Source organism: Kocuria salina, assembly GCF_013368965.1.
GTDB classification, from domain to species: Bacteria; Actinomycetota; Actinomycetes; order Actinomycetales; family Micrococcaceae; genus Kocuria; species Kocuria rosea.
Genome location: NZ_SSSF01000001.1, coordinates 679,330 through 702,656 on the forward strand (window position 1 = coordinate 679,330; position 23,327 = coordinate 702,656).

At 73.0% G+C, this 23,327-nt stretch carries 19 protein-coding genes; 13 read left to right on the forward strand and 6 right to left on the reverse strand.

From position 1 onward, the window contains the following. Window positions 1-17: 17 nt before the first annotated feature. A complete protein-coding gene (locus tag E7Z53_RS03155) occupies window positions 18-1,262 on the forward strand; it encodes a heparan-alpha-glucosaminide N-acetyltransferase domain-containing protein (RefSeq protein ID WP_109269036.1) in 1,245 nt (414 codons plus the stop codon). Window positions 1,263-1,296: 34 nt separating this feature from the next. On the opposite strand, the gene E7Z53_RS03160 is transcribed toward E7Z53_RS03155, so the two are convergent. Together E7Z53_RS03160 and E7Z53_RS03165 are read right to left on the reverse strand one after the other, a co-directional pair. Continuing rightward, a complete protein-coding gene (locus E7Z53_RS03160) occupies window positions 1,297-2,520 on the reverse strand; it encodes a glycosyltransferase 87 family protein (RefSeq protein WP_176337137.1) in 1,224 nt (407 codons plus the stop codon). A 64-nt stretch (window positions 2,521-2,584) separates the two neighbouring features. After that, window positions 2,585-3,925 carry a glycosyltransferase 87 family protein gene (locus tag E7Z53_RS03165; protein WP_095649967.1) on the reverse strand — a complete coding sequence of 447 codons (1,341 nt, stop codon included), beginning with the start codon at window positions 3,923-3,925 and terminating at the stop codon, window positions 2,585-2,587. A gap of 251 nt (window positions 3,926-4,176) precedes the next feature. Between E7Z53_RS03165 and mptB the strand changes: the two genes are divergently transcribed. Beyond that, on the forward strand, window positions 4,177-5,763 hold the full coding sequence (gene mptB / locus E7Z53_RS03170) for a polyprenol phosphomannose-dependent alpha 1,6 mannosyltransferase MptB (RefSeq protein WP_109222137.1): 1,587 nt from the start codon (window positions 4,177-4,179) through the stop codon (window positions 5,761-5,763). An 18-nt stretch (window positions 5,764-5,781) separates the two neighbouring features. Here mptB and E7Z53_RS03175 read toward each other — a convergent pair whose 3' ends face one another. Beyond that, entirely contained in the window at window positions 5,782-7,323 is a 1,542-nt protein-coding gene (locus E7Z53_RS03175) for a sensor histidine kinase (RefSeq protein ID WP_176337138.1), read from the reverse strand. Continuing rightward, window positions 7,323-8,072 (reverse strand): response regulator transcription factor, encoded by a 750-nt coding sequence (locus E7Z53_RS03180; RefSeq protein WP_095649964.1) that lies wholly within the window; start codon window positions 8,070-8,072, stop codon window positions 7,323-7,325. The genes E7Z53_RS03175 and E7Z53_RS03180 overlap by 1 nt, the downstream gene beginning before the upstream one ends. A 204-nt stretch (window positions 8,073-8,276) precedes the next feature. On the opposite strand from E7Z53_RS03180, the gene E7Z53_RS03185 reads away from it, so the two are divergent. Continuing rightward, window positions 8,277-8,699, forward strand: coding sequence for a hypothetical protein (locus E7Z53_RS03185; protein WP_095649963.1), 423 nt, complete (start codon window positions 8,277-8,279; stop codon window positions 8,697-8,699). A 184-nt stretch (window positions 8,700-8,883) separates the two neighbouring features. Beyond that, complete coding sequence (locus E7Z53_RS03190; protein ID WP_217905339.1) at window positions 8,884-10,236, forward strand: heparan-alpha-glucosaminide N-acetyltransferase domain-containing protein; 1,353 nt, start codon at window positions 8,884-8,886, stop codon at window positions 10,234-10,236. Between the two features lie 177 nt (window positions 10,237-10,413). Here E7Z53_RS03190 and E7Z53_RS03195 read toward each other — a convergent pair whose 3' ends face one another. Beyond that, window positions 10,414-11,631, reverse strand: coding sequence for an MFS transporter (locus tag E7Z53_RS03195; protein WP_017831810.1), 1,218 nt, complete (start codon window positions 11,629-11,631; stop codon window positions 10,414-10,416). A 155-nt stretch (window positions 11,632-11,786) separates the two neighbouring features. After that, window positions 11,787-12,965, reverse strand: a complete 1,179-nt coding sequence (locus E7Z53_RS03200) for an acyl-CoA dehydrogenase family protein (RefSeq protein ID WP_017831811.1) — start codon at window positions 12,963-12,965, stop codon at window positions 11,787-11,789. A 189-nt stretch (window positions 12,966-13,154) separates the two neighbouring features. Between E7Z53_RS03200 and E7Z53_RS03205 the strand changes: the two genes are divergently transcribed. The 9 genes from E7Z53_RS03205 to E7Z53_RS03245 all read left to right on the forward strand — a co-directional run bounded on the left by E7Z53_RS03205 (window position 13,155) and on the right by E7Z53_RS03245 (window position 23,327). Then, window positions 13,155-13,958 (forward strand): enoyl-CoA hydratase/isomerase family protein, encoded by an 804-nt coding sequence (locus E7Z53_RS03205; RefSeq protein WP_095650652.1) that lies wholly within the window; start codon window positions 13,155-13,157, stop codon window positions 13,956-13,958. A 29-nt stretch (window positions 13,959-13,987) separates the two neighbouring features. Further along, window positions 13,988-15,145 (forward strand): TAXI family TRAP transporter solute-binding subunit, encoded by a 1,158-nt coding sequence (locus tag E7Z53_RS03210; RefSeq protein ID WP_176337139.1) that lies wholly within the window; start codon window positions 13,988-13,990, stop codon window positions 15,143-15,145. Next, window positions 15,135-17,147, forward strand: a complete 2,013-nt coding sequence (locus E7Z53_RS03215; protein WP_217905340.1) for a TRAP transporter permease — start codon at window positions 15,135-15,137, stop codon at window positions 17,145-17,147. The genes E7Z53_RS03210 and E7Z53_RS03215 overlap by 11 nt, the downstream gene beginning before the upstream one ends. 15 nt (window positions 17,148-17,162) lie before the next feature. Further along, a complete protein-coding gene (locus E7Z53_RS03220; RefSeq protein WP_176337140.1) occupies window positions 17,163-18,005 on the forward strand; it encodes an enoyl-CoA hydratase/isomerase family protein in 843 nt (280 codons plus the stop codon). A gap of 68 nt (window positions 18,006-18,073) precedes the next feature. Continuing rightward, window positions 18,074-18,955, forward strand: coding sequence for a 3-hydroxyacyl-CoA dehydrogenase family protein (locus E7Z53_RS03225; protein ID WP_052132755.1), 882 nt, complete (start codon window positions 18,074-18,076; stop codon window positions 18,953-18,955). 34 nt (window positions 18,956-18,989) lie between these two features. Beyond that, window positions 18,990-20,204 (forward strand): CaiB/BaiF CoA transferase family protein, encoded by a 1,215-nt coding sequence (locus E7Z53_RS03230; RefSeq protein ID WP_176337141.1) that lies wholly within the window; start codon window positions 18,990-18,992, stop codon window positions 20,202-20,204. Continuing rightward, entirely contained in the window at window positions 20,201-20,641 is a 441-nt protein-coding gene (locus tag E7Z53_RS03235; protein ID WP_035924194.1) for an acyl-CoA thioesterase, read from the forward strand. Before E7Z53_RS03230 ends, E7Z53_RS03235 begins: the two co-directional genes overlap by 4 nt. After that, window positions 20,638-22,095: an MFS transporter gene (locus E7Z53_RS03240; protein ID WP_035924193.1), complete on the forward strand. Its 1,458-nt coding sequence runs from the start codon at window positions 20,638-20,640 to the stop codon at window positions 22,093-22,095. The genes E7Z53_RS03235 and E7Z53_RS03240 overlap by 4 nt, the downstream gene beginning before the upstream one ends. Continuing rightward, window positions 22,092-23,327 (forward strand): acyl-CoA dehydrogenase family protein, encoded by a 1,236-nt coding sequence (locus E7Z53_RS03245; protein WP_217905341.1) that lies wholly within the window; start codon window positions 22,092-22,094, stop codon window positions 23,325-23,327. The genes E7Z53_RS03240 and E7Z53_RS03245 overlap by 4 nt, the downstream gene beginning before the upstream one ends.

Sequence of the window (23,327 nt, forward strand, 5' to 3'; positions counted from 1 at the left end):
AGAAGGAACCCGCCGCCATGGTCAACGTCCACCACCCTGCACCCGGTGCACGGTCAGCAGATGAGGACCCGGTCCTGCCGCTGGTCCGCAGGCGCCGGCTCGTGGGGGTCGACGCCGCCCGGGGCCTCGCCCTGGTCGGGATGATGTCGATCCACATCCTGCCCGCCTGGAACCCCGAGACCTACGGGCCCACGCTGCAGTGGGAGCTGTTCGCGGGCCGCGCCGCGGCCCTCTTCGCGCTCCTGGCCGGGGTGGGCCTGGCCTTCTCCTCCGGCGGGCGCACCCCGCACCGGGGCCGGACGATGACCGCGGACCGCGTGGGGCTGCTCGTCCGGGCCGTGCTGATCACCGGGCTGGGGCTGCTGATCAACCAGGTCATGCCGGCGGACCCGCCCGCCTACGACATCCTCGTCTACTACGGCATGTTCTTCCTGCTCGCGATCCCCTTCCTGCACCTGCCGGCGCGGACGCTGTTCGGTCTCGCCGCCGCGGCCGCCGTGGTGGGGCCGGTGCTGATGCAGGCGCTCCGGGGAGCGCTGCCCGCGCTGGAGGTGTACAACCCGACCTTCGCCGACGTGCTCGCCGAGCCGGGGACCGTCCTGGCCCAGGTGCTGTTCACCGGCACCTATCCCGCGGTCCCGTACCTGGCCTACCTGCTCGCCGGGATGGCCATCGGCCGGCTGAACCTGCGGGCCGTGCGCGTCCAGGGCCGGCTGCTGGTGGCGGGGCTCGCCCTGGCCGTGGGGGCGTGGCTGGTGTACTGGGTGCTGGTCCTCCAGGCCGGGGGCTACGACCAGCTCATGAGCTCCACCCCGTGGCTGAGCGAGGACCTGATCGACGAGATCATCGTCTGGGGGCCGGACCCGGTCCTGCCCGACACCTCCTGGTGGTGGCTGCTGATCCCCGGCCCGCACACCAACACCCCGGTGGCGATCCTCCAGGACCTCGGCTCCGGCGCCGCCGTGCTGGGTCTTCTCCTCCTCGTGGCCCGGCGGGCCGGTGGCTGGCTGCTGCCGCTGAGCGCGATGGGGTCGATGACCCTGACGCTCTACTCGGCGCACCTGCTGGCCCTGGCCGCCATGCTCCACTACGAGGTTCCGCTCCTGTGGTTCCTCATCCACGTGGCGGTCGCGGCGCTGTTCGCGGCGGCCTGGCAGCGCGCCTTCGGCCGGGGCCCGCTGGAGCGGCTCCTGGCCCGGGCCGCCGGCGCCGCCCGCGGTCTGGCCCTGGGCGCCGGTCCCCGCGCGGCGGCGGGCCGGTGACGTCGTCGTCCGGCCGCGGAGACGGGCCGCGGGCTCAGGTGGTGGCCAGCTCCGCGGGCCGGGCGGGGACCTGCTGCAGCCGGGCCACGCGCTGCACGGACCAGCACAGCAGGACGACGAGCAGCACGTTGCGGGTGGTCAGCACGGCCGCCATCGCCGGGTGCGCGTGGATGAGCGGGGTGTAGAACAGCGGATAGATCACGAACGTGGTGACCGCGATGCCCATCAGCAGCGCCGCCGGCGTCCGCCACCGCTGCCAGTCGTGCACCAGCCCGGCCACGACGACGGGGGCGAGCCAGATCATGAACTGCGGGGACCCCACCTTGTTGAACACGATGAAGACCGCGGTCATCATCAGCGCCCCCTCGTAGAAGAGCTCCTCCCGCTCGGCCCCGCGCTTCAGTGCACGGACCAGCAGGACGGCTCCTGCGAGGACGGCGAGCACGAGCAGCGGCTGCATCAGGAACGCGACGATCTCGGTGCCGGGCCCGTAGACCTCGGTGGAGTTGATGGCCACGTTGTCGGCCATCCGCGATCCGGCCACGTCGAAGACGCTCGCCCACACCCACGGGGTGGAGAAGGTGGCCTCCAGCTGCATGCCGCGCTTCCCCTGGTTGACCAGGAAGTCCGCGATGTGCGGCAGGCCGCCCGTCAGGTACGTGCCCAGCACCACCACGGCGGTGACCCCCACCCCGGTGGCCACCACCTGGACGCGCTGCCGGCAGGCGATGAACAGGGCGAGCAGGACGGCGGCCGGCCACACCTTGATCCACGTGGCGACGCTCAGGAGCACGGAGCCGAGCACGGGCCGCTCGGACGCGTACAGGAGTCCGATCAGCACGATCGGGGCCGCGATGCCCTCCACCCGGGCGAAGCTCAGGTAGCCCAGGAACACGGTGAAGAACAGCCACCACCAGGCCGGGGCGATGCCCTGCCGGGCCCGCCGGCCCCGCGTGAGGCAGACCAGGGCGACGGCGTTGAGCACGGTGACGATCAGCGTCCAGACCAGCAGGTAGGGGCCGTGGCCGGCGATCCCCGCCAGGTGGATCGGGATCTGCGCCAGCACCGGGTACACCCACGGGCTGATCCCGTCCCCGGCATCGGCCGGGTCGTACCCGGCCATGGCCCACTGGCGGTACTGCTCGGTGTCGCTGAAGGCATCGCCGTGGATGACGAAGGACATCATCCAGCCCAGGAAGTACAGGTGGACGACGGCGAAGCCCCACCACACGCCGGCCGGGCGGGCGAACCAGGCCACGGCGCGGGCGGGCAGGACGGCGTCGCGGACGCGGGTCAGCCGGTCGAAGAAGGGGGCGGAGATCTCAGGCCTCCTTCGCGGCGGGCGCCGGCGCGGCGGGGGCGGGTGCCGTAGCGGGCGCGCTGGCGGGGCGCCGGGAGCCCAGCTGGTACAGGCGGCGCACCGACCACCACAGGAGCACCACCAGCAGGGCGTTGCGCAGGGTCAGCACGAGGGCCATCCACGGGTCGTTGTGACTCAGCTCGTAGTAGAACATCGGGTAGACGAGGAACGTGGCCACGGCGATGGCGATCAGCATGACCGCCGGCACCCGCCACGCCTTCCAGTGGTGGGTCAGCCCCACGGCCACGGCCGGCGCCAGCCACACCATGAACTGCGGGGAGCCGACCTTGTTGAACACGATGAAGGCGGTGACCATGGTCAGCGACCCCGCCAGCAGCAGCTCGGTCCGGTCGGTCTCGCCGGACCGCTCGCCGTTGCGCAGGCCCCGGGCGATCAGGAGGGTCACCGCGGCGGCGGCCACCAGCAGCAGCGGCTGCATGAGCACGGCCATCGTGGCCGTGCCGGGGCCGTCGACCTGCATGGAGTTGATCTCCGTGTTCATGTACATCCGGGACCCGCCCACCCCCAGCACGGACGACCACAGCCACGGGGTGGTGAACGTGGCCTCCAGCTGCATGCCCCGGTCCCCCTGCTGGGTGAGGAAGTCGAAGAGCCTCGGCAGCGCACCCATGGCGGCGGCGACCCCGGCCGCGGCCGCGCTGACCAGCAGGCCCGCGACGACGACCGCCACCCGCCGGCGCACCACGGTGACGAGGGCGAGCACGACCGCCGCCGGCCAGACCTTCATCCAGGTGGCGACACTGAGCAGGACCGAGGCGGCCACCGGGTGCGCCACGCCGTAGACCAGGGCGACGAGCACCAGGGGGGCCGTGAGCCCGTCGACGCGGGCGAAGCCCAGCCACCCCATGAGGAAGACGAAGCCCAGCCACCACCACGCGGCGGGGACGGCGTGCCGGGCGCGTCCCCAGTCCGTCAGCTTCCCCACGGCCCAGCCGTTGAGCACGGTGATCATCAGGACCCACAGGAAGAAGAACGGCCCCGGGCCGGCCGCGCCGGCCAGCGCGACGGGCACCAGCGCCAGCACCGGATAGACCCAGGGGGTGGGCTCCCCGTTCAGGTTCTGCTCGTCGAAGCCGGCCTCGGCCCACGCGCGGTAGATGTAGGTGTCGCTGAAGGCGGCGCCGGACAGGGACAGGGACAGGGCGAATCCCAGGAACACGAGGTGCACCAGGACGAAGCCGGCGAGCAGTCCGCGCGGGGATCTCGACCAGGCGTGCCACCGCGGGGTCGCGAGGCGGTTCCGGAACCGGGTGAGCATGCTGAAGGTCGTGTCCGTGGACATGGGTCAATCCTCGTCAAGGGGGTGGGGTCGCAGGACCACAGGGCCGCTGCCCCACCATGCTACGTGGCCGGGCGCGGACCGCCCGGAACCGGGCGTCATGATCCGTGCGCAGCGACCCCGGGCCGGAGGGCGCGGCGGCGTCCCGGGACGCCGGGGCGATGAGGTGGCATCATGGCTGGAACACGCTCCTGGAGAGCGCTCAGCACACCTGTCCGCCCGGCAGCGACACACATAGGGGATCAGCGCACGTCATGACGGCAGGGGGTTCGCATCCGGAGGGGCCGCGGAGCCGCGGGGGCCGGGCCGTCAGCACCGTCCCCTTCCGCCAGGACACGCCCGGCGCCCACCCGGACCCGCGCGCGCACGTCGCCGTCCTGCAGGGGTTCGTCGGCTCCCTGATGATGCTCGTCGGCTCGGTCGGCACCGGGTGGATCGCCAACGGCTCGCCCATGGTCCGCCACCCCCTCGTCATCGCGCTGCGGGTCGAGGGATGGGGCGTCTACGCCTGCACCGTGCTGCTGACCGTCGGCGCCATGCTGCTGGTGCGCTCCTGGCTCCGGCTCGGGCAGCGGCTCCAGGGCGGGCCGGCGGGCGCCCAGCGCTCCGTGGTGCTGGCCGTGTGCGCCTGGTCGCTGCCGCTGTTCTTCGCCGTGCCCATCTTCTCCCGGGACGTGTACGCCTACGTCGGCCAGGGCCGTCTGATGCTGGCCGGGCAGAACCCGTACACGACCGGCATCTCCGCCCTGGAGAACTGGTTCATGCTGGGCACGGACCCGACCTGGGCCGAGGCCCGGACGCCCTACGGGCCGTACTTCCTGTGGCTGGCGCGCGCGGTCGTGGCCCTCACGGGCGCGCAGCCGGATCTCTCCGTCCTGCTCTTCCGGATCCTGGCCTGCGCGGGTGTCCTCCTCTGCGTCGTGTACGTGCCCAGGCTCGCGCGGCTGCACGGGGTCGACCCGGCCCGTGCGCTGTGGATCGCGGTGGCCAACCCGCTGTTCCTCATCAGCTTCGTGGCCAGCGCGCACAACGACGCGCTGATGCTCGGACTGGCCGTGGCGGGAACGTACTTCGCGGCCACGGGCCGCCCGGTGACCGGGGTCCTCCTGGTGACCGCCTCGATCGGGATCAAGCCGATCACCATCCTCCTGTTGCCGTTCATCGGCCTCCTGTGGGCGGGGCCGAGAGCGTCCTGGCGGCGGAAGTTCGCCCTGTGGGCGGCCACGGCGGCGATCAGCTTCGGGGTGCTGCTGCTGAGCGGGCTCCCCTACCAGCTGGGCACCGGGTGGGTCTGGGCGCTGGTCGACCCCACGCCGGGGTACACCGGGTACTCGCCCTCCGGCTTCCTGGGCCAGCAGGTCCGCGACCTCGCGAACGCGGTGGGCCTGCCGGGCACGGCCATGGCCTCCGTGCTGCGCGATGTCCTGCAGTACGCCGCCATCGGCCTGGTCCTGCTCCTGATGTTCCGCGGCGACGACCACCAGGTGGTCCGCCGGCTCGGCCTGGCGTTCGCCGCCGTGGTGCTGCTCTCCCCGATCATCCAGCCCTGGTACATCCTGTGGTTCCTCCCCTTCCTCGCCGCGACCGGCATCAGGGACAACTGGCAGATCCGCTCCCTGTACATCGTGATCACCTTCTTCGTGATCTTCGGCGCCCAGGACCAGCTCTCCGTGTGGCCCTTCATCGAGCTGACGGTCGACGCCTCGACGATCGCGTTCGTCACCGCCCTGCTGTTCACCGCCTACCTGATGCTCCTGGACCCCCACACCCGGCACCTGCTCGTCCACGGCGGCCCGGCGGGCTGGCTCGGCCGCCGACGACGCCGTCGTCGTCGGAGCTGAGGCGCCCGCGGCCGTCGGTCACCGGGGCGCGGCGGGCACCGCTGCGCCGGTGCCCAGCGGGAGCCGGACGGTGAAGAGCGTGCGGCCCGGGCGGGACTCCACGTCCACCGTGCCGCCGTGCGCCTGCACCACCGAGCGGACGATGGACAGGCCCAGGCCGGTGCTGCCCTCCCGGGTCTGCCGGGAGGTGTCCAGGCGGCTGAAGCGCTCGAAGAGCCTGGCCTGGAACTCCCGCGGGATGCCCGGGCCGGCGTCGAGCACGGAGGCCTCCGCCCAGCCGTCCCGGGTGGCCCGCACGGCGGCGGTCACCGCGGTGCCGGGCGGGGTGTGCTTGCGGGCGTTGGAGAGCAGGTTGGCCAGCACCTGGTGGAGCTGGGCGACGTCCGCCCGCACGGGCACCGGCTCCGCCGGCACGTCCAGGGCCCAGTCGTGGTCGGGGCCCGCGGCCGAGGCGTCGGTGAGGGCCTCGAGCACGAGCTCGCCGAGGTCGGCGTCCCGCAGCTCCGGGGGGCGGCCCTCGTCCAGGCGGGCGAGCAGCAGCAGGTCCTCGACCAGGGCGGTCATCCGCAGCGTCTGCTGCTCCACCCGGGCCAGCGAGGCGCGGCCGGTGCCGGTCAGCGGCTCGGTGAGCTGCAGCATGTCGGTGTAGCCGCGCACGGCCGCCAGGGGGGTGCGCAGCTCGTGGGAGGCGTCCGCCACGAAATCGCGCAGCCGGGTCTCGGAGTGCTGGCGCGCGGCCAGGGCCGAGTCCACGTTCTCGAGCAGGGAGTTCAGGGCGCGGCCCACCTCCCCGACCTCCGTGCCGGGGCGAGCCAGCCCGGCGGGGACGTGCTGGTCGGCCAGGGAGACCTCGCCCGAGGCCAGCGGCAGGCGGGCGACGCGGGACGCCGCCGCCGAGACCTGTTCCAGCGGCCGCAGGGCACGGCGCACGACGACGGTCCCGGCCACCGCCGTGGTCACCAGCGCGAGCATGCTGCCCGCGGTCATGGTGGTGACGAGCTCCGCCACGGTGTCGTCGACCGACGCGGTGGGCAGCCCGGTCACCAGCACCTGGCTGCCGCTGCGCCCGTCCCGGGCGACCGACTCGACCCGGTACTCGCCCACGGACAGGTCCACGTCGGAGAGCCGCCCCTGCTCCGTGCCCGTGGAGCGCCGGGGGTCCCCGAAGCCGCGCTCGTCCGGGCTCTCGGCCGCGAAGGCGCCCGCCTCCCGCAGGGCCGCGACGTCCTCCTCGGGCAGCGGCGCGGGCTCCCCGGACTCGGTGCGGTAGGACGCCGTGACCACCTCGTCCTCCCGCAGCACGGCCACCAGGACGCCCACCGGCTGGCCGGGGGCGTCGAGGGGGTCCCGCTCCGGGGCGGGGTCCCCCCGGGTGAAGGTCAGCGCCCGCCCGGTGGCCTGGCGCAGCGATCCGTCGAGCCGCTCGACGAGGTCCTGGCGGGTGAGCTCCACGATCGTGGCGCCCAGCACGAGGAGGACCACCGCCAGGAGGACGAGCACGCCGGCGATGAGCCGGGTGGCCAGGCGCAGGCGGCGCGCGGGGAGCGGGCCGTGCGGCATCAGGACGCGGGCTTGATGACGTACCCGGCGCCGCGCACGGTGTGGATCATGGGGGCGCGGCCGGCGTCGATCCGCTTGCGGAGGTAGGAGATGTAGAGCTCCACGATGTTGGCCTGGCCCGAGAAGTCGTAGTGCCACACGTTGTCCAGGATCTGGGCCTTGGACAGGACCCGGCGCGGGTTCTCCATCAGGTAGCGCAGCAGCTCGAACTGCGTGGTGGTCAGCTCGACCGGCTCCCCGGCGCGGGTGACCTCGCGGCTGTCGATGTTGAGCACCAGGTCCCCGACCACCAGGGTGGCGCTGTCCTGCGCGGCGACCCCGGAGCGCTGCACGAGCCGGTGCAGCCGGATGAGCACCTCCTCGATCGAGAACGGCTTGGTCACGTAGTCGTCCCCGCCGGAGGCGAGCCCCTCGATCCGGTCCTGGACCGTGTCCTTGGCCGTGAGGAACAGCACCGGCACCTCGGGATAGGACTGGCGGATCCGGGCCAGGACCTCCAGCCCGTCCAGGCCGGGCAGCATCCGGTCCAGGACCAGCACGTCGGGGGCGAAGTCCCGCGCCTGCTGGACGGCGTCGAACCCCTCGTGGGAGATCCGGGCGTCCCACCCGCACATGCCCGTGCCCATGGCCACGAGATCGGCCAGCGCCGGCTCGTCGTCCACCACCAGCACCCGGATCGGCGAGCCGTCAGGGTGGGTCAGGCGAGGCAGGACCTCGGTGAGGACGGAGAAGCTGGAGGAGTAGGACATGGGAGCTCCCGGTGCCGGGCGGACGTGACACTGCCACTGTTGCGCACCAGATTAGGCGCACGTCCTGTGGAAGCTGTGCGCAGCCTGTGCCGTGCCGCCGGGATTCTCAGACAGGCCGGGGCGGTCGGCACAGCTCCGGCACAGACTCCGGATGGACAGTGGAACCACTCGAGCCAGCCACCCACCGGACACCCAGGAGCGGACATGCGCACCATCACCATCACCGACGCCGTCGAGGCCGCCGCCCGCGCCCAGTACGAGCGGGCCGCCCACCCCGGAGCACCCCGGTGGGAGGACTGCGCCGAGTCCGACCGCGCCGTCTACCGCCACGCGGTGCGGCCCCACGTCGAAGCGGCCGCCCCGTTCATCGCCGCGCGGTCTCTGCAGGACGCGGCCACCGCCTTCGCCACCACCCGCCCCAGCGAGTCCGCCCGGCGCAGCCTCGAGTACCCGGTGGTGGAGCTGCGGGCCATGGCCTACCGGCACACGGCGGCCCAGCGCCCCGTCGGGGTGCCGTCGTCGTCGGCCCCGGTCGCGGCCCCGGTCACCGCTCCCGCTGCGGCGCCGCGCCGGGTGCGCGCCGTCCTCGGCGCACTCCGGTCGTCGAGGCGCCCCGAGGCCGTGTAGACCTCGGGAGGTCCTGCGGCCCGTCGCCCGCCGGACCGGTCGCGTGGCCCGCGTCACAGCAGAAGCACAGCATTCCGAAAAGCCCACCACATGTGCGCCAGCAAAGGTGGGGTGTGCACCGGTCCTCCGACCGGTCCGGCGGGCAGGGGGTCCGCCGTCCTGCCGCGCTGAGGGGGCCGCTGCCATGACCGATTCCCGGGGCCGCCCGCCGAGGACCGTGCCGTGGGCGCCGGTCCCCGCGCGGCCGGCGAGCACTCCGCCCGCGGACGAGCCCTCCACCGGCCGCGCGACGGCCGACCCGGCCACGGGCTCGGCCACGAGCTCCACCGCGAGGTCCACCGCGAGCTCGGCCGCCGCACCCGCCAAGCGCCGCCTCGTCGGGGTGGACGCCGCCCGCGGCCTGGCCCTGATCGGGATGATCGCGATCCACATCCTGCCCTCGTGGGACCCGGAGACCTTCGAGCCCACCGCGCAGTGGACCGTCTTCGCCGGCCGCTCCGCGGCGCTGTTCGCCCTCCTGGCGGGCGTGGGCCTGGCCTTCAGCACCGGTGGCCGGACACCGCACACCGGCCGGGCGATGACCGCCGACCGGGAGGGGGTGGCCGTCCGCGCGCTGCTGATCGCGGGCCTGGGGCTGGCGATCAACCACGTGCTGCCGGGGAGCACGATCGACGAGGTCCCGGCCGTCAACATCCTCGTCTACTACGGGGCCTTCTTCCTGCTGGCGATCCCGTTCCTGCGCCTGCCCGCCCGCGCCCTGTTCGTCTGGGCGGGGGTCTTCGCCCTGGCCGGTCCCGCGCTGGTGCACCTGCTGCGGGACGTCCTGCCGGTCGTGGAGCGCTACAACCCGGACTACCTCGATCTCGTCGGGGACCCCGGGGCCACCGCGGCCCGGCTGCTGCTGACCGGGACCTTCCCCGCCCTGCCGTACCTGGCCTACCTGCTGACCGGCCTGGCCATCGGCCGGCTCGACCTCGCCGGGATCCGGGTCCAGACCGGACTGGTGCTGGGCGGGGCACTGCTGGCCGCCGGGGCCTCGCTGGCCTCCTGGGTGCTCGTCGACCGGGCCGGCGGCCTCGACCAGCTCGTGACCCGCACCCCCGGCGTCGACGAGGAGCTCGTCACCGAGGTCATCGTGTTCGGCCCCGACCCGACGCTGCCGACGACCACGTGGTGGTGGCTGGCGGTCGGCGGCCCGTACACGAACACCCCGCCGGCCCTGCTGCTGGGCCTGGGCTCCGCGGTGGCCGCCCTGGGCGTGTTCCTCCTGCTGGCCCGCCGCTGGGCCTCCTGGCTGCTGCCGCTGAGCGCGATGGGCGCGATGACCCTCACCGTGTACTCGGCGCACCTGCTCGCGCTGGCCGCCGAGGTGCACTACGACCAGCCGCTGTGGTTCTGGATCCACGTGGCCGTGGCGATGGCCTTCGCCCTCCTCTGGCGCCAGGCCATGGGGCAGGGCCCCCTCGAGCGGCTGGTGGCCGCCCTGGTGCGCGCCACCCGCCGGCGCGTGCTCGCCCGCGAGCAGCGCCCGGGCTGAGCGCGCGGGCCGGGCGGCGCACGGCCGGGCGGCGCCGGGCTGGGCAGTGCGGCCCGAGCAGCACCCGGGCGGAGCGCGCGGGTAGGGCAGTGCGGCCCGGGCAGCGCCGGGCTGGGCGACGCGGCTCGAGCAGCGCCCGTGCGGACCGCGCCCAGCGCTCCGCCCGGAGGGCGGGTGCTACCGGGTCTCGGCCGGGGCGTGGCGGCGCCGCAGTGCGGCGTAGCCCAGGATGAGCAGTCCGGCCGCGGCCAGTCCGACGCCCACCCAGGCGGGGGAGCGGTAGCCCCAGCCGGCGGAGATGACCACGCCGCCGAGGAACGCGCCCACGGCGTTGGCCAGGTTGAACGCCGCGTGGTTCATCGCGGCGGTCAGGGACGGGGCGTCCTTGGCCTCGCGCAGCAGGCGCACCTGGAGCGAGGTCGTGAAGATCGAGCCCATGATGCCGATCCACAGCGCGCCCAGGACGGCAGCCACGGGGACGTGGACGAACAGCGCGAAGAACGCCAGGGCCACGCCGGACACGGCGCCGGCGCCGAGGGCGGTGCGCTCGATCGAGCGGTCGATGAGCGGACCGGCCAGCAGCGAGCCCACGGTCATGCCCACGCCGAACACGGCCAGCACCCACGGCACGGTGCCGATGTCGAGGCCGGTGAGCTCGGTCAGGGTCGGGGAGATGTAGGTGTAGACCGCGAACATGCCGCCGAAGCCGATCGCCCCGGCGAGCAGCGTCAGGGCCACCTGGGGCCGGGCCAGGGCGCGGATCTCCTGGGCGGCCGAGGCCATGCCCTCGTTGCGGGTGCGCGGCACCCACAGGGCCAGGGCGACGATGGTCAGGGCGCCCAGGAGCACCACCAGGAGATAGGCGGAGCGCCAGCCGAGGGCCCCGCCCAGGGCCGCGGCGAAGGGCACGCCCACGATGTTCGCGATGGTGAGCCCCAGCATCACCCGGGCCACGGCCGTGCCGCGCCGTTCGCGGGCCACCAGGGAGGAGGCCACCACCGCGGCGACCCCGAAGTAGGCGCCGTGGGGCAGGCCGGCGAGGAACCGGGCCACGTAGAGCCACTCGAGGGAGGGCGCGGCGGCGGAGAGCCCATTGCCCACCACGAACGTGAGCATCAGCGCCAGCAGCAGGGTCTTGCGCTCCACCCGGGCGGCGAGGGACGTGATGAGCGGCGCCCCGACCACCACGCCCAGGGCGTAGAGGGAGATGGACTGGCCGACGGCGGGGATCGAGGCGCCGAAGTCCTCGGCGATGAACGGCAGCAGGCCCATCGAGGCGAACTCGGTGGTGCCGACCCCGAAGCCGCCCATCGCCAGGGCGAAGATGGCGAGGCGGGTGCCGGCGGGACCGGGGGCGTTGACCACCTGGAGCAGGGCGGTGCGGGGTGCGGACACGGCGGGTCCTTCCGGGGAGGGCGCAGGGACGGGGAACGAGCACGTCGTCGAGCCCGAAGGAAAGGGGAGGGACAGCTTTCGATGCTACGCGCGTTCGCCCCGGTCTCCCATGCCTCCCGGTGTGATCTTCATCAGCCCGCCCGGCAGGCGCGTGCTCAGCGGAAGGCGGAGTGCCCGGTCAGCTGCTGGCCCAGGATGAGGGTGTGCACCTCGTCGGTGCCCTCGTAGGTGCGCACGGACTCCAGATTGTTGGCGTGGCGCAGCGGCGAGTGCTCGAGGGTGACCCCGTTGCCGCCGAGCATCGTGCGCGCCTCCCGGCACACCTCGATCGCGATCCGGCAGTTGTTGAGCTTGCCCACCGAGATCATGTGGTTCTCCAGGCGGCCCTCGTCCTTGAGCCGCCCGATGCGCAGCGCCAGCAGCTGCCCCTTCTGGATCTCCAGGGCCATGTTCACCAGCTTCGCCTGCGAGAGCTGGTAGGCGGCGAGCGGCTTGTCGAACTGGATGCGCTGCTGCGAGTAGGCCAGTGCGGCGTCGAAGCTGTCGCGGGCCGCGCCCAGGGCGCCCCAGACGATCCCGTAGCGGGCCTCGTTGAGGCACGAGAACGGTCCTCGCAGACCGGGGTTGTCGGGCAGGATCGCGTCGGCGGGCAGCCGGACGTCCTCGAGGGCGATGTCGCACTGGATGGAGGCGCGCATGGACAGCTTCGGCTCGATCGGCGTGGCGGTGAACCCGGGGGTGTCCGTGGGCACGAGGAAGCCGCGGACGCGCTCCTGCCCGCTCTCGTCGACGGCCTTGGCCCAGATCACGGCCACGTGGGCGATCGAGGCGAGCCCGATCCAGCGCTTGGCGCCGTTGAGGACCCACTCGCCGCCCTCGCGCACCGCGGTGGTCGCCATGGTCGAGGGGTCCGAGCCGGCGGTGGGCTCGGTGAGGCCGAAGCACCCGATGATCTCGCCGGCGGCCATGCCGGGCAGCCAGCGCTGCTTCTGCTCCTCGGAGCCGTGCTTGGCGATCGCGGACATCGCCAGCGAGCCCTGCACGGAGACGAACGTGCGCAGGCCGGAGTCCCCGGCCTCGAGCTCCTGCATCGCGATGCCGTACTGCACCGCGGACTTCCCGGCGCACCCGTAGCCCTGGATGTGCATGCCGAGCAGTCCGAGCTGCGCCATCTCCGGGACGATCTCCTGCGGGAAGACGGCGTCGGCGAACCACCCGGCGATGTTCGGCCGGATCCGCCGGTCCACGAACTCGCGGACGGTGTCCCGGGTCTCGAGCTCCTCGGCGCTGAGGTCTGCTTCGACGTCGAGCAGGTCGGTCGCGGCGGCGTTCATGGGTCCTCCTGGGGATCGGGGTGCGCGGATGCCTCTGACGAGGATGACGCATGCGTGACCTGGGCAACACCGTTCGCCACATATTTGAGCTTTAGGTATCACTGAACTGCACATTAGGTATTTGAAGTTTCACAGTGGGTCGTGGGAATGTGATCTGCACGACATCCATCCACCCCTCGGAGGACTCCTGTGACCCGATCGTCCCCCCGTGCCGTCGACGTCCCGCCCCGGGTGCGCATCGAGCGCACCGGTGCCGTGGCCGTGCTGACGCTCGACGACGAACGACGCCGCAACGTGCTCGGCCCCGAGCTGCGCACCCGGCTGCGGGCCGCTCTGGCGGAGCTCGCCGCGGACCCCGGGATCGGCGCCCTGGTGCTCACCGGCGCGGGAGGCTGCTTCAGCGGCGGCGGCGACCTCGCCTCCATGCCGCCCGCCGGTCCGGTCGAGTCCGCCGCCCGGATGGCCGAGGTGGCCGGGCTCGTGCAGGAGCTCGCGCAGCTGGAGAAGCCGGTCGTGGCCGCGGTGACCGGGCCCGCCGCCGGCGTGGCCGTCGGCCTGGTGTGCTGCTGCGACGTGGTGGTGGCCGGCGAGAGCGCCCGGTTCCTGTTCCCGTTCACCCGCCTGGGCCTGGCCCCGGACGGCGGGCTGGTGCACTCCCTGGTCCAGCGCACGGGTGCGGCCCGCGCCCGGCGGATCCTGCTGGAGGCCGCCCCGGTGGACGCCGCCACCGCCCTGGACGCGGGGCTGGCCGACCACGTGCTGCCGGACCCGGACGTGCTCGGCGCCGCGGTCGCCCGCGCCGCGGAGCTCGCCGGCCGGGCCCCGCTCGCCGTCGCCGCCGTGAAGCGGGGGATCCGCGAGGCCTCCGGCTCTCTCGGCGAGGCCCTGGACTTCGAGCGGGACCACCAGCCCGCGCTCTTCGGCACCGCCGACTTCCTGGAGGGCAAGCAGTCGTTCTTCGAGAAGCGGGTCCCCTCCTTCTCCGGGCGCTGAGCGCCCCCACCGCACGTCGAAAGGTCATCATGAGGACAACGAAGTCACGGCTCGCCGCTCTGGGCGCCGTCGCGGTGCTGGGTCTGACCGGCTGCGCGAGCGCCGAGGGGGACGAGCCGGTGGGCCCCAACGGCCTGCCGCAGCAACTGGTGTGGTCCACCTACAACGTGGGCACCGGCACCTACAACGACCTCGCCGCCATCGCGAACACCCTCACCAACGAGGAGGGCGTGCAGGTGCGGCTGATGACGGCCGACACCGGCATCGGCCGGCTGGCGCCCCTCGTGAACGGCACCGTGGACTACTCGCGGGCCGGGGACGAGTACTACTACGCCTTCGAGGGCGACTACGAGTACGCCAGCGAGGAGTGGGGCCCCCAGGACATCCGCATGGTGTGGGCGCCGCTGGGCAATTACGGCCTGCTGGTGCGCGAGGACAGCGGCATCGACTCCTTCGCGGACCTCGAGGGCAAGCGGTTCCCCGAGCTGACCGCCAACACGTCCATCAACAACAAGATGGAGGGCTTCCTCAACTACGGCGGCCTGACCGGGGACGACGTCCAGAAGGTCCCCATCTCCTACGGCGAGCAGATCGCCGGTCTCGAGGCGGGCCAGATCGACGCCCTGTACCAGAACGTGGTCGGCTCCAACATCGACGAGCTCGCGTCCTCCACGGACGTCAAGTGGCTGGGCTTCGACGACCCGGACCCGGCCCGCTACGAGACCTGGGAGGAGCTCATGCCCATGGTGTCGGTCGGCGAGGTCACGAACGCCGCCGGGATGGACGAGGGCGAGAGCGCCCGCGTCCTCGAGTACACGATCCCGCTGACCACGATGGGCTCCCGCGACGCGGACGAGGTCTACCACCTCGTGAAGTCGATGGTCGAGAACTACGAGCACTACGAGGGCACCACCCCGGACACGAAGCAGTTCGCCTTCGACGCCGTGCTCAAGGAGCCGCTGGTGGTCCCCTTCCACGAGGGCACCGTCCGCTACTTCGAGGAGCGCGGCGTGTGGACCGAGGAGCTGGAGCGGAAGAACGACGAGCTGATCGAGCGCGGCGAGCGGATGCGCGAGGCCTGGCCCGGCGTCGTCGAGTCCTCCTCCTCCGCGGAGGAGCTCGAGCAGAACTGGACGGACTGGAAGACCGACGAGCTGGACGGCGAGGAGACCGACGATGCGAACTGAGACCCGGGTGACACCGTTCTGGCGGACGGTGGTGATCGTGCTGACCGTCCTGGGCGTGCTGCTGGCCATGAACCAGGTCTTCTTCTGGAACGTGGGCGGGCTGTCCCTGCTGACCAACTCCTACCTGTACCTCATCCTGGCGGTGTTCCTGCCGGTCGTGTTCATCGTCAACCCCCTGCGCAAGATCCCGCTCGCCCAGCAGGTGGAGGCCCAGCAGGAGCACGGATCCGGCGGCAGCACCGCCCCGGTCCGCGAGCGCCGGGTCCAGTGGTTCGACGTCCTGCTCATGGTCGTCGCGGCGGCCGTGTGCGGCTACTTCGCGGTCAACGGAACGCGGATCAAGGACTTCGGCTGGGAGTACATGGCGCCCACCACCGCCACGGTCGCCGCGTTCGTGCTGTGGCTCGTGGTGCTCGAGGCCCTGCGCCGCACCGGCGGGCTGACGGTGACGGTCATCGCGCTGCTCTTCTCCCTGTACCCGCTGGTCGCCGAGAACCTGCCGATCGGCGTCCTGCAGGGCGTCACCTACGACCTGCCGACCCTGGCGCAGGTGCACATCATGGGCGCCGAGGGCGTGCTGGGCCTGCCCATCCAGACCGCGGCGACCATCCTGATCGGCTTCCTGGTCTTCGGGGTGGCCCTGCAGCACACCGGCGGCGCGGACTTCTTCCACAACCTCTCCATGTCGATCTTCGGCCGGTACCGCGGCGGCGCGGCGAAGGTGTCCGTGGCCAGCAGCGCCGCGATGGGCATGATGAGCGGCAGCGCCGTCTCCAACGTCCTGACCACCGGGCCCATGACCATCCCGGCCATGAAGCGCTCCGGGTTCAGCCCCACCTACGCGGGCGGCATCGAGGCCACGGCGTCCTCCGGCGGGTCCATCACCCCGCCGATCATGGGCACCGCGGCGTTCCTCATGGTCTCCTTCGTGGGCGTGCCCTACACGGAGATCCTGGTGGCCGCGACCATCCCCGCGGTCCTCTACTTCCTCGGCATCTACCTGCAGGTGGACGGCTACGCCGCCCGCAAGGGGCTCAAGGGCGTGCCCGTGGCCCAGCTGCCCCGGGCCCTCGCCACGCTCGTCCGGGGCTGGCCCTACGTCCTGGCCCTGGCCCTGCTGACCGGGCTGCTGTTCCTCACGAACTCCGAGACCCAGGTGCCGTACTGGGTGATCCTGGTGCTGCTGGTCGTGGCCGTGCTGCGCCCGGGCCAGAAGTTCGGGCTGCGGGAGTTCGCCGACTTCCTCGTGGAGTCCGGCCGGACGCTGGGCAACATCATCGGCATCATCGCCGGCGTGGGCCTGATCGTCGGCGGCCTCACCGCCACGGGCGTGAGCCTGTCCCTGGCCCGCGAGCTGGTCTCGCTGGTCGGCGACAACGTGGTCCTCATCCTCATCGCCGGCGCCGTCACCTGCTTCATCCTCGGCATGGGCATGACGATCTCCGCGGCCTACGTGTTCCTGGCGATCGTCATGGTCCCGGCGGTCATCGACCTGGGCGTCAACCCGCTCGCGGCGCACCTGTTCGTCATCTACTGGGCGTCCGTCTCCTACATCACCCCGCCGGTGGGTCTCGCCGCCTTCGCCGCGGCGGGCCTGGCCAAGGCTCCCGCCATGGCCACCAGCGTGGCGGCCATGAAGCTCGGCGCGGTGAAGTACATCGTCCCGTTCGGCTTCGCCCTCAACCCCGCGCTGGTCGCCCAGGACTCGCCCGGCCGGATCCTGCTGGCCTTCGCCCTGAGCATCGTGGGCGTCTACGCCCTGGCCTCCGCCATCGAGGGCTGGACGGTCGGCTTCGACCGCCGGATGCCCGTCCTGTTCCGGGTCGCGGCCGCGGTCGGCGGGTTCCTGCTGTTCCTGCCCACGCCGCTCAGCGCCGTCGCCGGCCTGGTCCTCGTGGCCGGGAGCGTGCTGCTGACCTTCCTCACCGTGCGGACCGGACCCACGGACGACGACGACGCCGCTCCCGCCCCGGCCCCTGCGCCCGCCACCGCCACCGTCTGACCGGAAGGACCCGCCATGACCGACACCACCACGGACACCACCACCACGCCCGGCAACAGCACGAGCACCGCCCTCGACACCGGGACCGGCACCGTCACGGCCGAGCTCAGGGGCAGGGTCGCCGTCGTCACCGTGAACCGCCCCGAGGTGCGCAACGCCCTGAACGTCGGGGTGCTGGACGGGATCGAGGCGGCGCTCGACGCGCTGGAGCGGCACGAGGACGCCGGCGCCGTCGTCTTCACCGGCGCGGGGGAGAAGGCCTTCGTGGCCGGGGCGGACATCTCCCAGCTGGTCGGCTACACGCTGCGGGACGGCCTGCGGGCCCGGATGCAGCGCCTCTGGGACCGGATCCAGGACCTCGAGCTGCCCACGATCGCCGCGGTCAACGGCTTCGCGCTGGGCGGGGGCAACGAGCTGGCGATGTCCTGCGACATCCGCGTGGCGGCCGCCGGCGCCCGGTTCGGACTGCCCGAGACCAACCTCGGCATCCTGCCCGGCGCCGGCGGCACCCAGCGGCTGTCCCGGCTCGTCGGGCTCGGCCGGGCCCAGGAGATGATCCTCACCGGCCGGATCATCGACGCGGAGGAGGCCCTGCGCATCGGCCTGGTGACCAGCGTGGTCCCGGCGGACGAGCTGATGGACGCGGCGCTCGCCACCGCGGACTCGATCCTCGCCAAGGGCCCCCTGGCGGTGCGGCTGGCCAAGCTCGTGGTGCGCAACGGCGCCGAGACGGACCAGCGCACCGGGCTGCTGCTCGAGCGGCTGGCCCAGTCCCTGCTCTACGCCTCCGACGAGAAGGCCGAGGGCGCGAGCGCCTTCCTGGAGAAGCGCCCAGCCCGCTTCCGCGACGACGACTGACCACCGGCCCCAGCCCCGAACTCCGCGGCCCCGCCGACGGGCCCCACCACAACCTCCGAGGAGCAGACATGAACCCCCAGCCGAGCATCGACGCCGTCCGAGACGTCCTGGTCGTGGGATCCGGTGCCATGGGCACCCAGATCGGGGCGGTCTTCGCCCTCGCCGGCTACACCGTCACCACCAGCGACCTCGACCCCGCCGCCCTCGAGCGGTCCCGGGACGAGGTGCGCCGCCGCCTCGGCCGGCTCGCCGAGAAGGGCAGCCGGAGCCGGGCGGAGGTCGACGCCGCCCTCGCCCGGATGGCGTACACGACCGACTCCCTCGAGGCGGCCCGCACCACCGACTTCGTGCTCGAGGCCGCCGTGGAGCGCCTCGACATCAAGCGGCAGCTGTTCGCGGACCTGGACGAGGCCGCCCCCGAGCACGCGATCCTCGCGACCAACTCCTCGACCATCCCCTCGTCCCTGCTCACGGACGCGACCGGCCGCCCGGACCGGGTGTGCAACATGCACTTCTTCAACCCGGCGCTGGTCATGGCCTGCGTCGAGGTGGTGCGCAACCCGCAGACCTCCGACGCCACCGCGGAGACCACCACGGAGCTCGCCCGCCGGCTCGGCAAGCAGCCCGTCCGGCTCCACCACGAGGTCCCCGGCTTCGTGGCCAACCGCCTCCTCGGAGCCCTGCGGGACGAGGCGCTGCGCCTCGAGGCCGACGGCGTGGCGAGCTTCGAGGACATCGACGTGGCCGCGCGGACGGCCCTGGGCCATCCCATGGGGCCGTTCGAGCTCATGGACCTGGTCGGCATCGACGTGGCCTACCTGATCCGGCTGGCCCAGCACGAGCAGAGCGGGGACCCCGACGACCTCCCGCACCCCTCCGTGGAGAAGCTCTACGAGCAGGGCCGGTACGGCCGCAAGACCGGCCGCGGCTGGTACGAGTACGCCGGCTGAGCCCGGACGAGACGCGACGACGAAAAGAGAGAACATGAGCCAGTTCGAGGACGCCCACGACCTGCAGGAGATCTTCGGCCGCCCCGGCACGGGCCCGCTCGCCGGGGTGGTGGTGGCTGATCTCAGCCGCGTGCTCGCCGGCCCCTACTGCACCATGCTGCTGGCGGACATGGGCGCGACCGTCATCAAGATCGAGAGCACCGCCGGGGACGACGCCCGCGCGTGGGTCCCGCCCCACCGGGACGGCGAGAGCACGTTCTTCCTCTCGGTCAACCGCAACAAGCACTCCATCGCCCTGGACTTCGCGGACCCCGAGCAGCTCGCGGTCGTGGAGCGGATCATCGCCCGGGCGGACATCCTGGTGGAGAACTTCAAGCCCGGCGGCCTGGTGCGCTACGGCCTCGACTACGAGAGCGTCAGCGCCTGGCGCCCGGACCTCGTCTACGCCTCGATCACCGGCTTCGGCACCGCCGGCGGCGCCGACCTGCCCGGCTACGACCTCCTGGCCCAGGCCCTCTCCGGGATGATGAGCCTCACCGGCAGCCAGCACGGCGAGCCGTACCGGGCCGGCGTGGCCCTCTTCGACGTCATCACGGGCCTGCACGCCTCCACCGGCATCCTGGGCGCGTTCCACGAGCGGCAGTCCTCCGGGACGGGCCAGCACGTGGAGCTGAACCTGCTGACCTCGGCGCTGTCCGGGCTGGTCAACCAGTCCGCCGCCTACGTGGCCGGCGGCAGCATCCCCACCCGGATGGGCAACGAGCACCCGAGCCTCTACCCCTACGAGCCCTTCCCCACCCGGGACAAGGACATGGTCATCGCGGTGGGCAACAACGGGCAGTTCGCGCGGCTGTGCCGGTGCCTCAGCGCGCCCGAGCTCGCCGAGGACGAGCGGTTCGCCACGGTGTCCGCCCGCAACGCCAACCGGGTGGAGCTGCGCCGGCTGATGATCGAGCGGCTCGCCGCCCGGGACGCCGAGGACTGGTTCGAGCTGCTCAAGGCGGTCAAGGTGCCCTGCGCCCCGATCCTGGGGGTGGACGAGGGCGTCCGGTTCGCGGAGGGCCTCGGCCTGGACCCGGTGGTGCTGGCCGGGACGGGGGGCCGGGAGGTCCCCACGGTCCGCCACCCGGTCGACTTCAGCCGCACCCCGGTCGACTACACGCAGGCCCCGCCGCTGCTCGACGCGGACCGGGACCGAGTCCTGGCGTGGCTCGAGCGCGGCGAGCCCGCGGTCCGGCAGGCGTCGTGAGCGCCGTGCACACCACCGTGCTGCCCGTGCGCTGGTCCGACCAGGACCTGAACCGGCACGTCAACAACGCCCGCGTGGTCACCCTGATCGAGGAGGCGCGGCTCTCGGCGGTCGCCTCCTGGCTGGGGGAGGACGGCGTCCCGGACCCCGCCCGGCCGCGCGTGGTGGTCTCCCTGACGCTCGACTACCTGCGCTCCATCGACCACGGCCCCGAGCTCACGGCCCGCGTCTGGGTCTGCCGCCTCGGCCGGTCGTCCTACACGGTGGCCTACGAGCTGGTCCAGCACGGGCAGGTCGCGGTCCGCGCCCGGACGGTGCTCGTGCAGAAGGACCCGGCCACGGGCCGCTCCACCCCGCTGCCGGCGTCGGTGCGGGCCGCCCTGGAGGGCGTCGTCGTCCCGGAGCCGGAGCCGGACTCCGTGACCGTGCGTGCATGACCGCGTTCCGGAGGGGCCGGCCCGCCCTGCGGGCGCGGCGGATCGCCTATCCGGCGCTGCTGGCCACCACGGCGATGGGCACGATGTCCTCGAACGTGATCAACGCGCCGCTGTACGTCATCCAGACGGACCTCGGCATGACGGCCCAGCAGTCGGTGCTGGCCGTGAGCGCCTTCACGGTGGCCATGGCCACCGCCGTCCCGCTCGCCGGCTGGCTCGGCGACCGGCTCGGGGTCAAGACCTTCCTGATCTCGGCGCTGGGCGTCATGGTCCTCGCGGAGCTCACGGCGGCCGCGGCGGCGGGCATGGAGTCGCTCGTGCTCGCCCGGATGGTGCAGGGCGCGGCGTGCAGCGCGATCCCGCCCTGCGTGCAGGCGGCCCTGGTCACCACCTGGCCGGAGCGGACCGCGCAGACCATGGGCGCGTGGGCCTCCGCCATCGGCGTGGGCCAGGCTGTGGGCCCGCCCTTCGGCGGTGTCCTCACCGAGGCGCTGAGCTGGCGCTGGGTCTTCGTGGTGCACGCCGGGCTGGTGCTCGTGCTGATGGTCCTCCTGGTGGCGTTCATGCCCCGGATCGGGCGGCGGCGCCCGCCGATGCACGTGGCCGCGATGGTCTGGCTCGTCCTCGGCGGCGGCTCGACGGCCGCGGCCGTGGTGCTGGCCGGGCAGTCCGGCCCCTGGTCCTGGGCGGCGGCGAGCGCGGTCTGCGCGGTGCTCGGCTGGTGGCTGTTCGCCCACCTCTGCCGGCGCCGGGCCCGGCGGGCCGCGTCCGGGGCGACGTCCCCGCGGCCCCTGCTGGACCCGGCCCTGCTGCGGGACCCGGCCTACCTCACGGCAGCGGCCGGAGCGGGGCTGGCGATGGGGTCCATGGCGGTGGCCATCGTGGCCGTGCCCCTGTTCCTCGCCTCGGACCTGGACCTGGGCCCGGCCCGGATCGGCGCCGTGGTCTTCACCCTGGCGCTCGCCATGACGGCGGCGGGACCCGTCGCGGCGCGGGTGGGCCGCCGGCACGGCAGCGGCGTCCAGCTCGGCCGTGGGGTCCTGATCCTCGTGGTCGCCGCCCCGGTGGTCACGCTGGCCATGGTCTCGTCCGGTCTGGGAGTGGCCCACTGGGTGATCGTGTCCCTGGTGGTCCTGGGGCTCGTGCTCGCAGGGACCGGCATCGCCTTCGCCCAGAGCGCGGCGGCCACGGAGCTCCTGCTCTCGCCCGCCGGGGGCTCCGGGACCGCGATCGGCATCCACAACATGGTCCGCTTCCTCGCGATGGCCGTGGGCTACTCCGGGGTCTCCCTGGCGTGGGCCACCGGCGCCTCGCTCCTCGTCTTCCCCGCGGTCGCCCTGACCGCGCTGGGACTGCTCGCGATCCTGCGGGCCACCCGCCGGGAACGCCCGGCACCACCGACCACTCCGACCACCGCGGGTCCTGGGACCCGCCGACGAAAGGACCGACCATGACCACCATCTCCAGCGCCCCCTCGACCGAGGCCCCGGCCGCCGTCCGCGCGGGCGCCGCGACCTCCGACTACTTCCGGCTCGACGACGACCTGACGCCCGAGGAGATCGCGATCCGGGACCGGGTCCGCGAGTTCGCCCAGCAGCGCGTGCTGCCCGTGATCAACGACTACTGGGAGCGCGCCGAGTTCCCCTGGGAGCTGGTGCCCGGGCTGGCGGAGCTGGGCATCATCGGCACCACGATCCAGGGCTACGGCTGCCCTGGGATGTCCCGCAAGGCCGCGGGCATGGTGGCCCGGGAGATGGCGAGGGCCGACGGCAGCATCAACACGTTCCTGGGCGTGCACGGCAACCTGTGCATGGGGGCGCTGAACATGCTGGGGTCCGAGGAACAGAAGCGGCGCTGGCTGCCGGCGATGGCGCGGCTGGAGAAGACCGGGGCGTTCGCGCTCACCGAGCCGGAGCACGGCTCGGACTCCGTGGCCCTGGAGACCTCCGCCCGCCGCGAGGGCGAGGAGTGGGTGATCGACGGGCACAAGCGGTGGATCGGCAACGGGGACGCGGCCGACGTCGTCGTCCTGTTCGCGCGCAACACCGAGGACGGGAAGGTCAACGCGTTCGTGGTGGAGAAGGACGCCGAGGGCAACCACCCGGCCGGGTACCGGCCCGAGGTGATCACGGGCAAGGTCGGCAAGCGCGCGATCCAGCAGGCCGACATCGTGCTCGAGGGCCTGCGGGTCCCGGCGGGCAATCGCCTCGAGAACTGCCGGTCCTTCAAGGACGTCTCCCGGGTGCTGCAGGCCACCCGCGGCGGCGCCGCGTGGGAGGCGGTCGGCCACGGCATGGCGGCCTTCGAGATCGCCGCCGACTACGCCGCGACACGGCAGCAGTTCGGCCGGGCCATCGGCGGCTACCAGCTGGTCCAGTCGCGGCTGGCCAACATGCTCAGCGAGCTCACCACCATGCAGCTGCTCTGCGACCGCATGGCCGAGCTCGCCGACCGCGGTCAGCTGTCCAATGCGCAGGCCTCGATGGTGAAGATGGCCACGGCGCAGAAGGGCAAGTGGATCTGCAACGAGGCCCGGGACCTCCTGGCCGGCAACGGGCTGCTGCTCGAGAACCACGTCGTCCGGCACATGACGGACATGGAGGTCGTCTCCACCTACGAGGGCACCGACTCCATCCAGGCGCTGCTCGTGGGCCGGGACATCACCGGCGTCTCGGCCTTCAGCTGA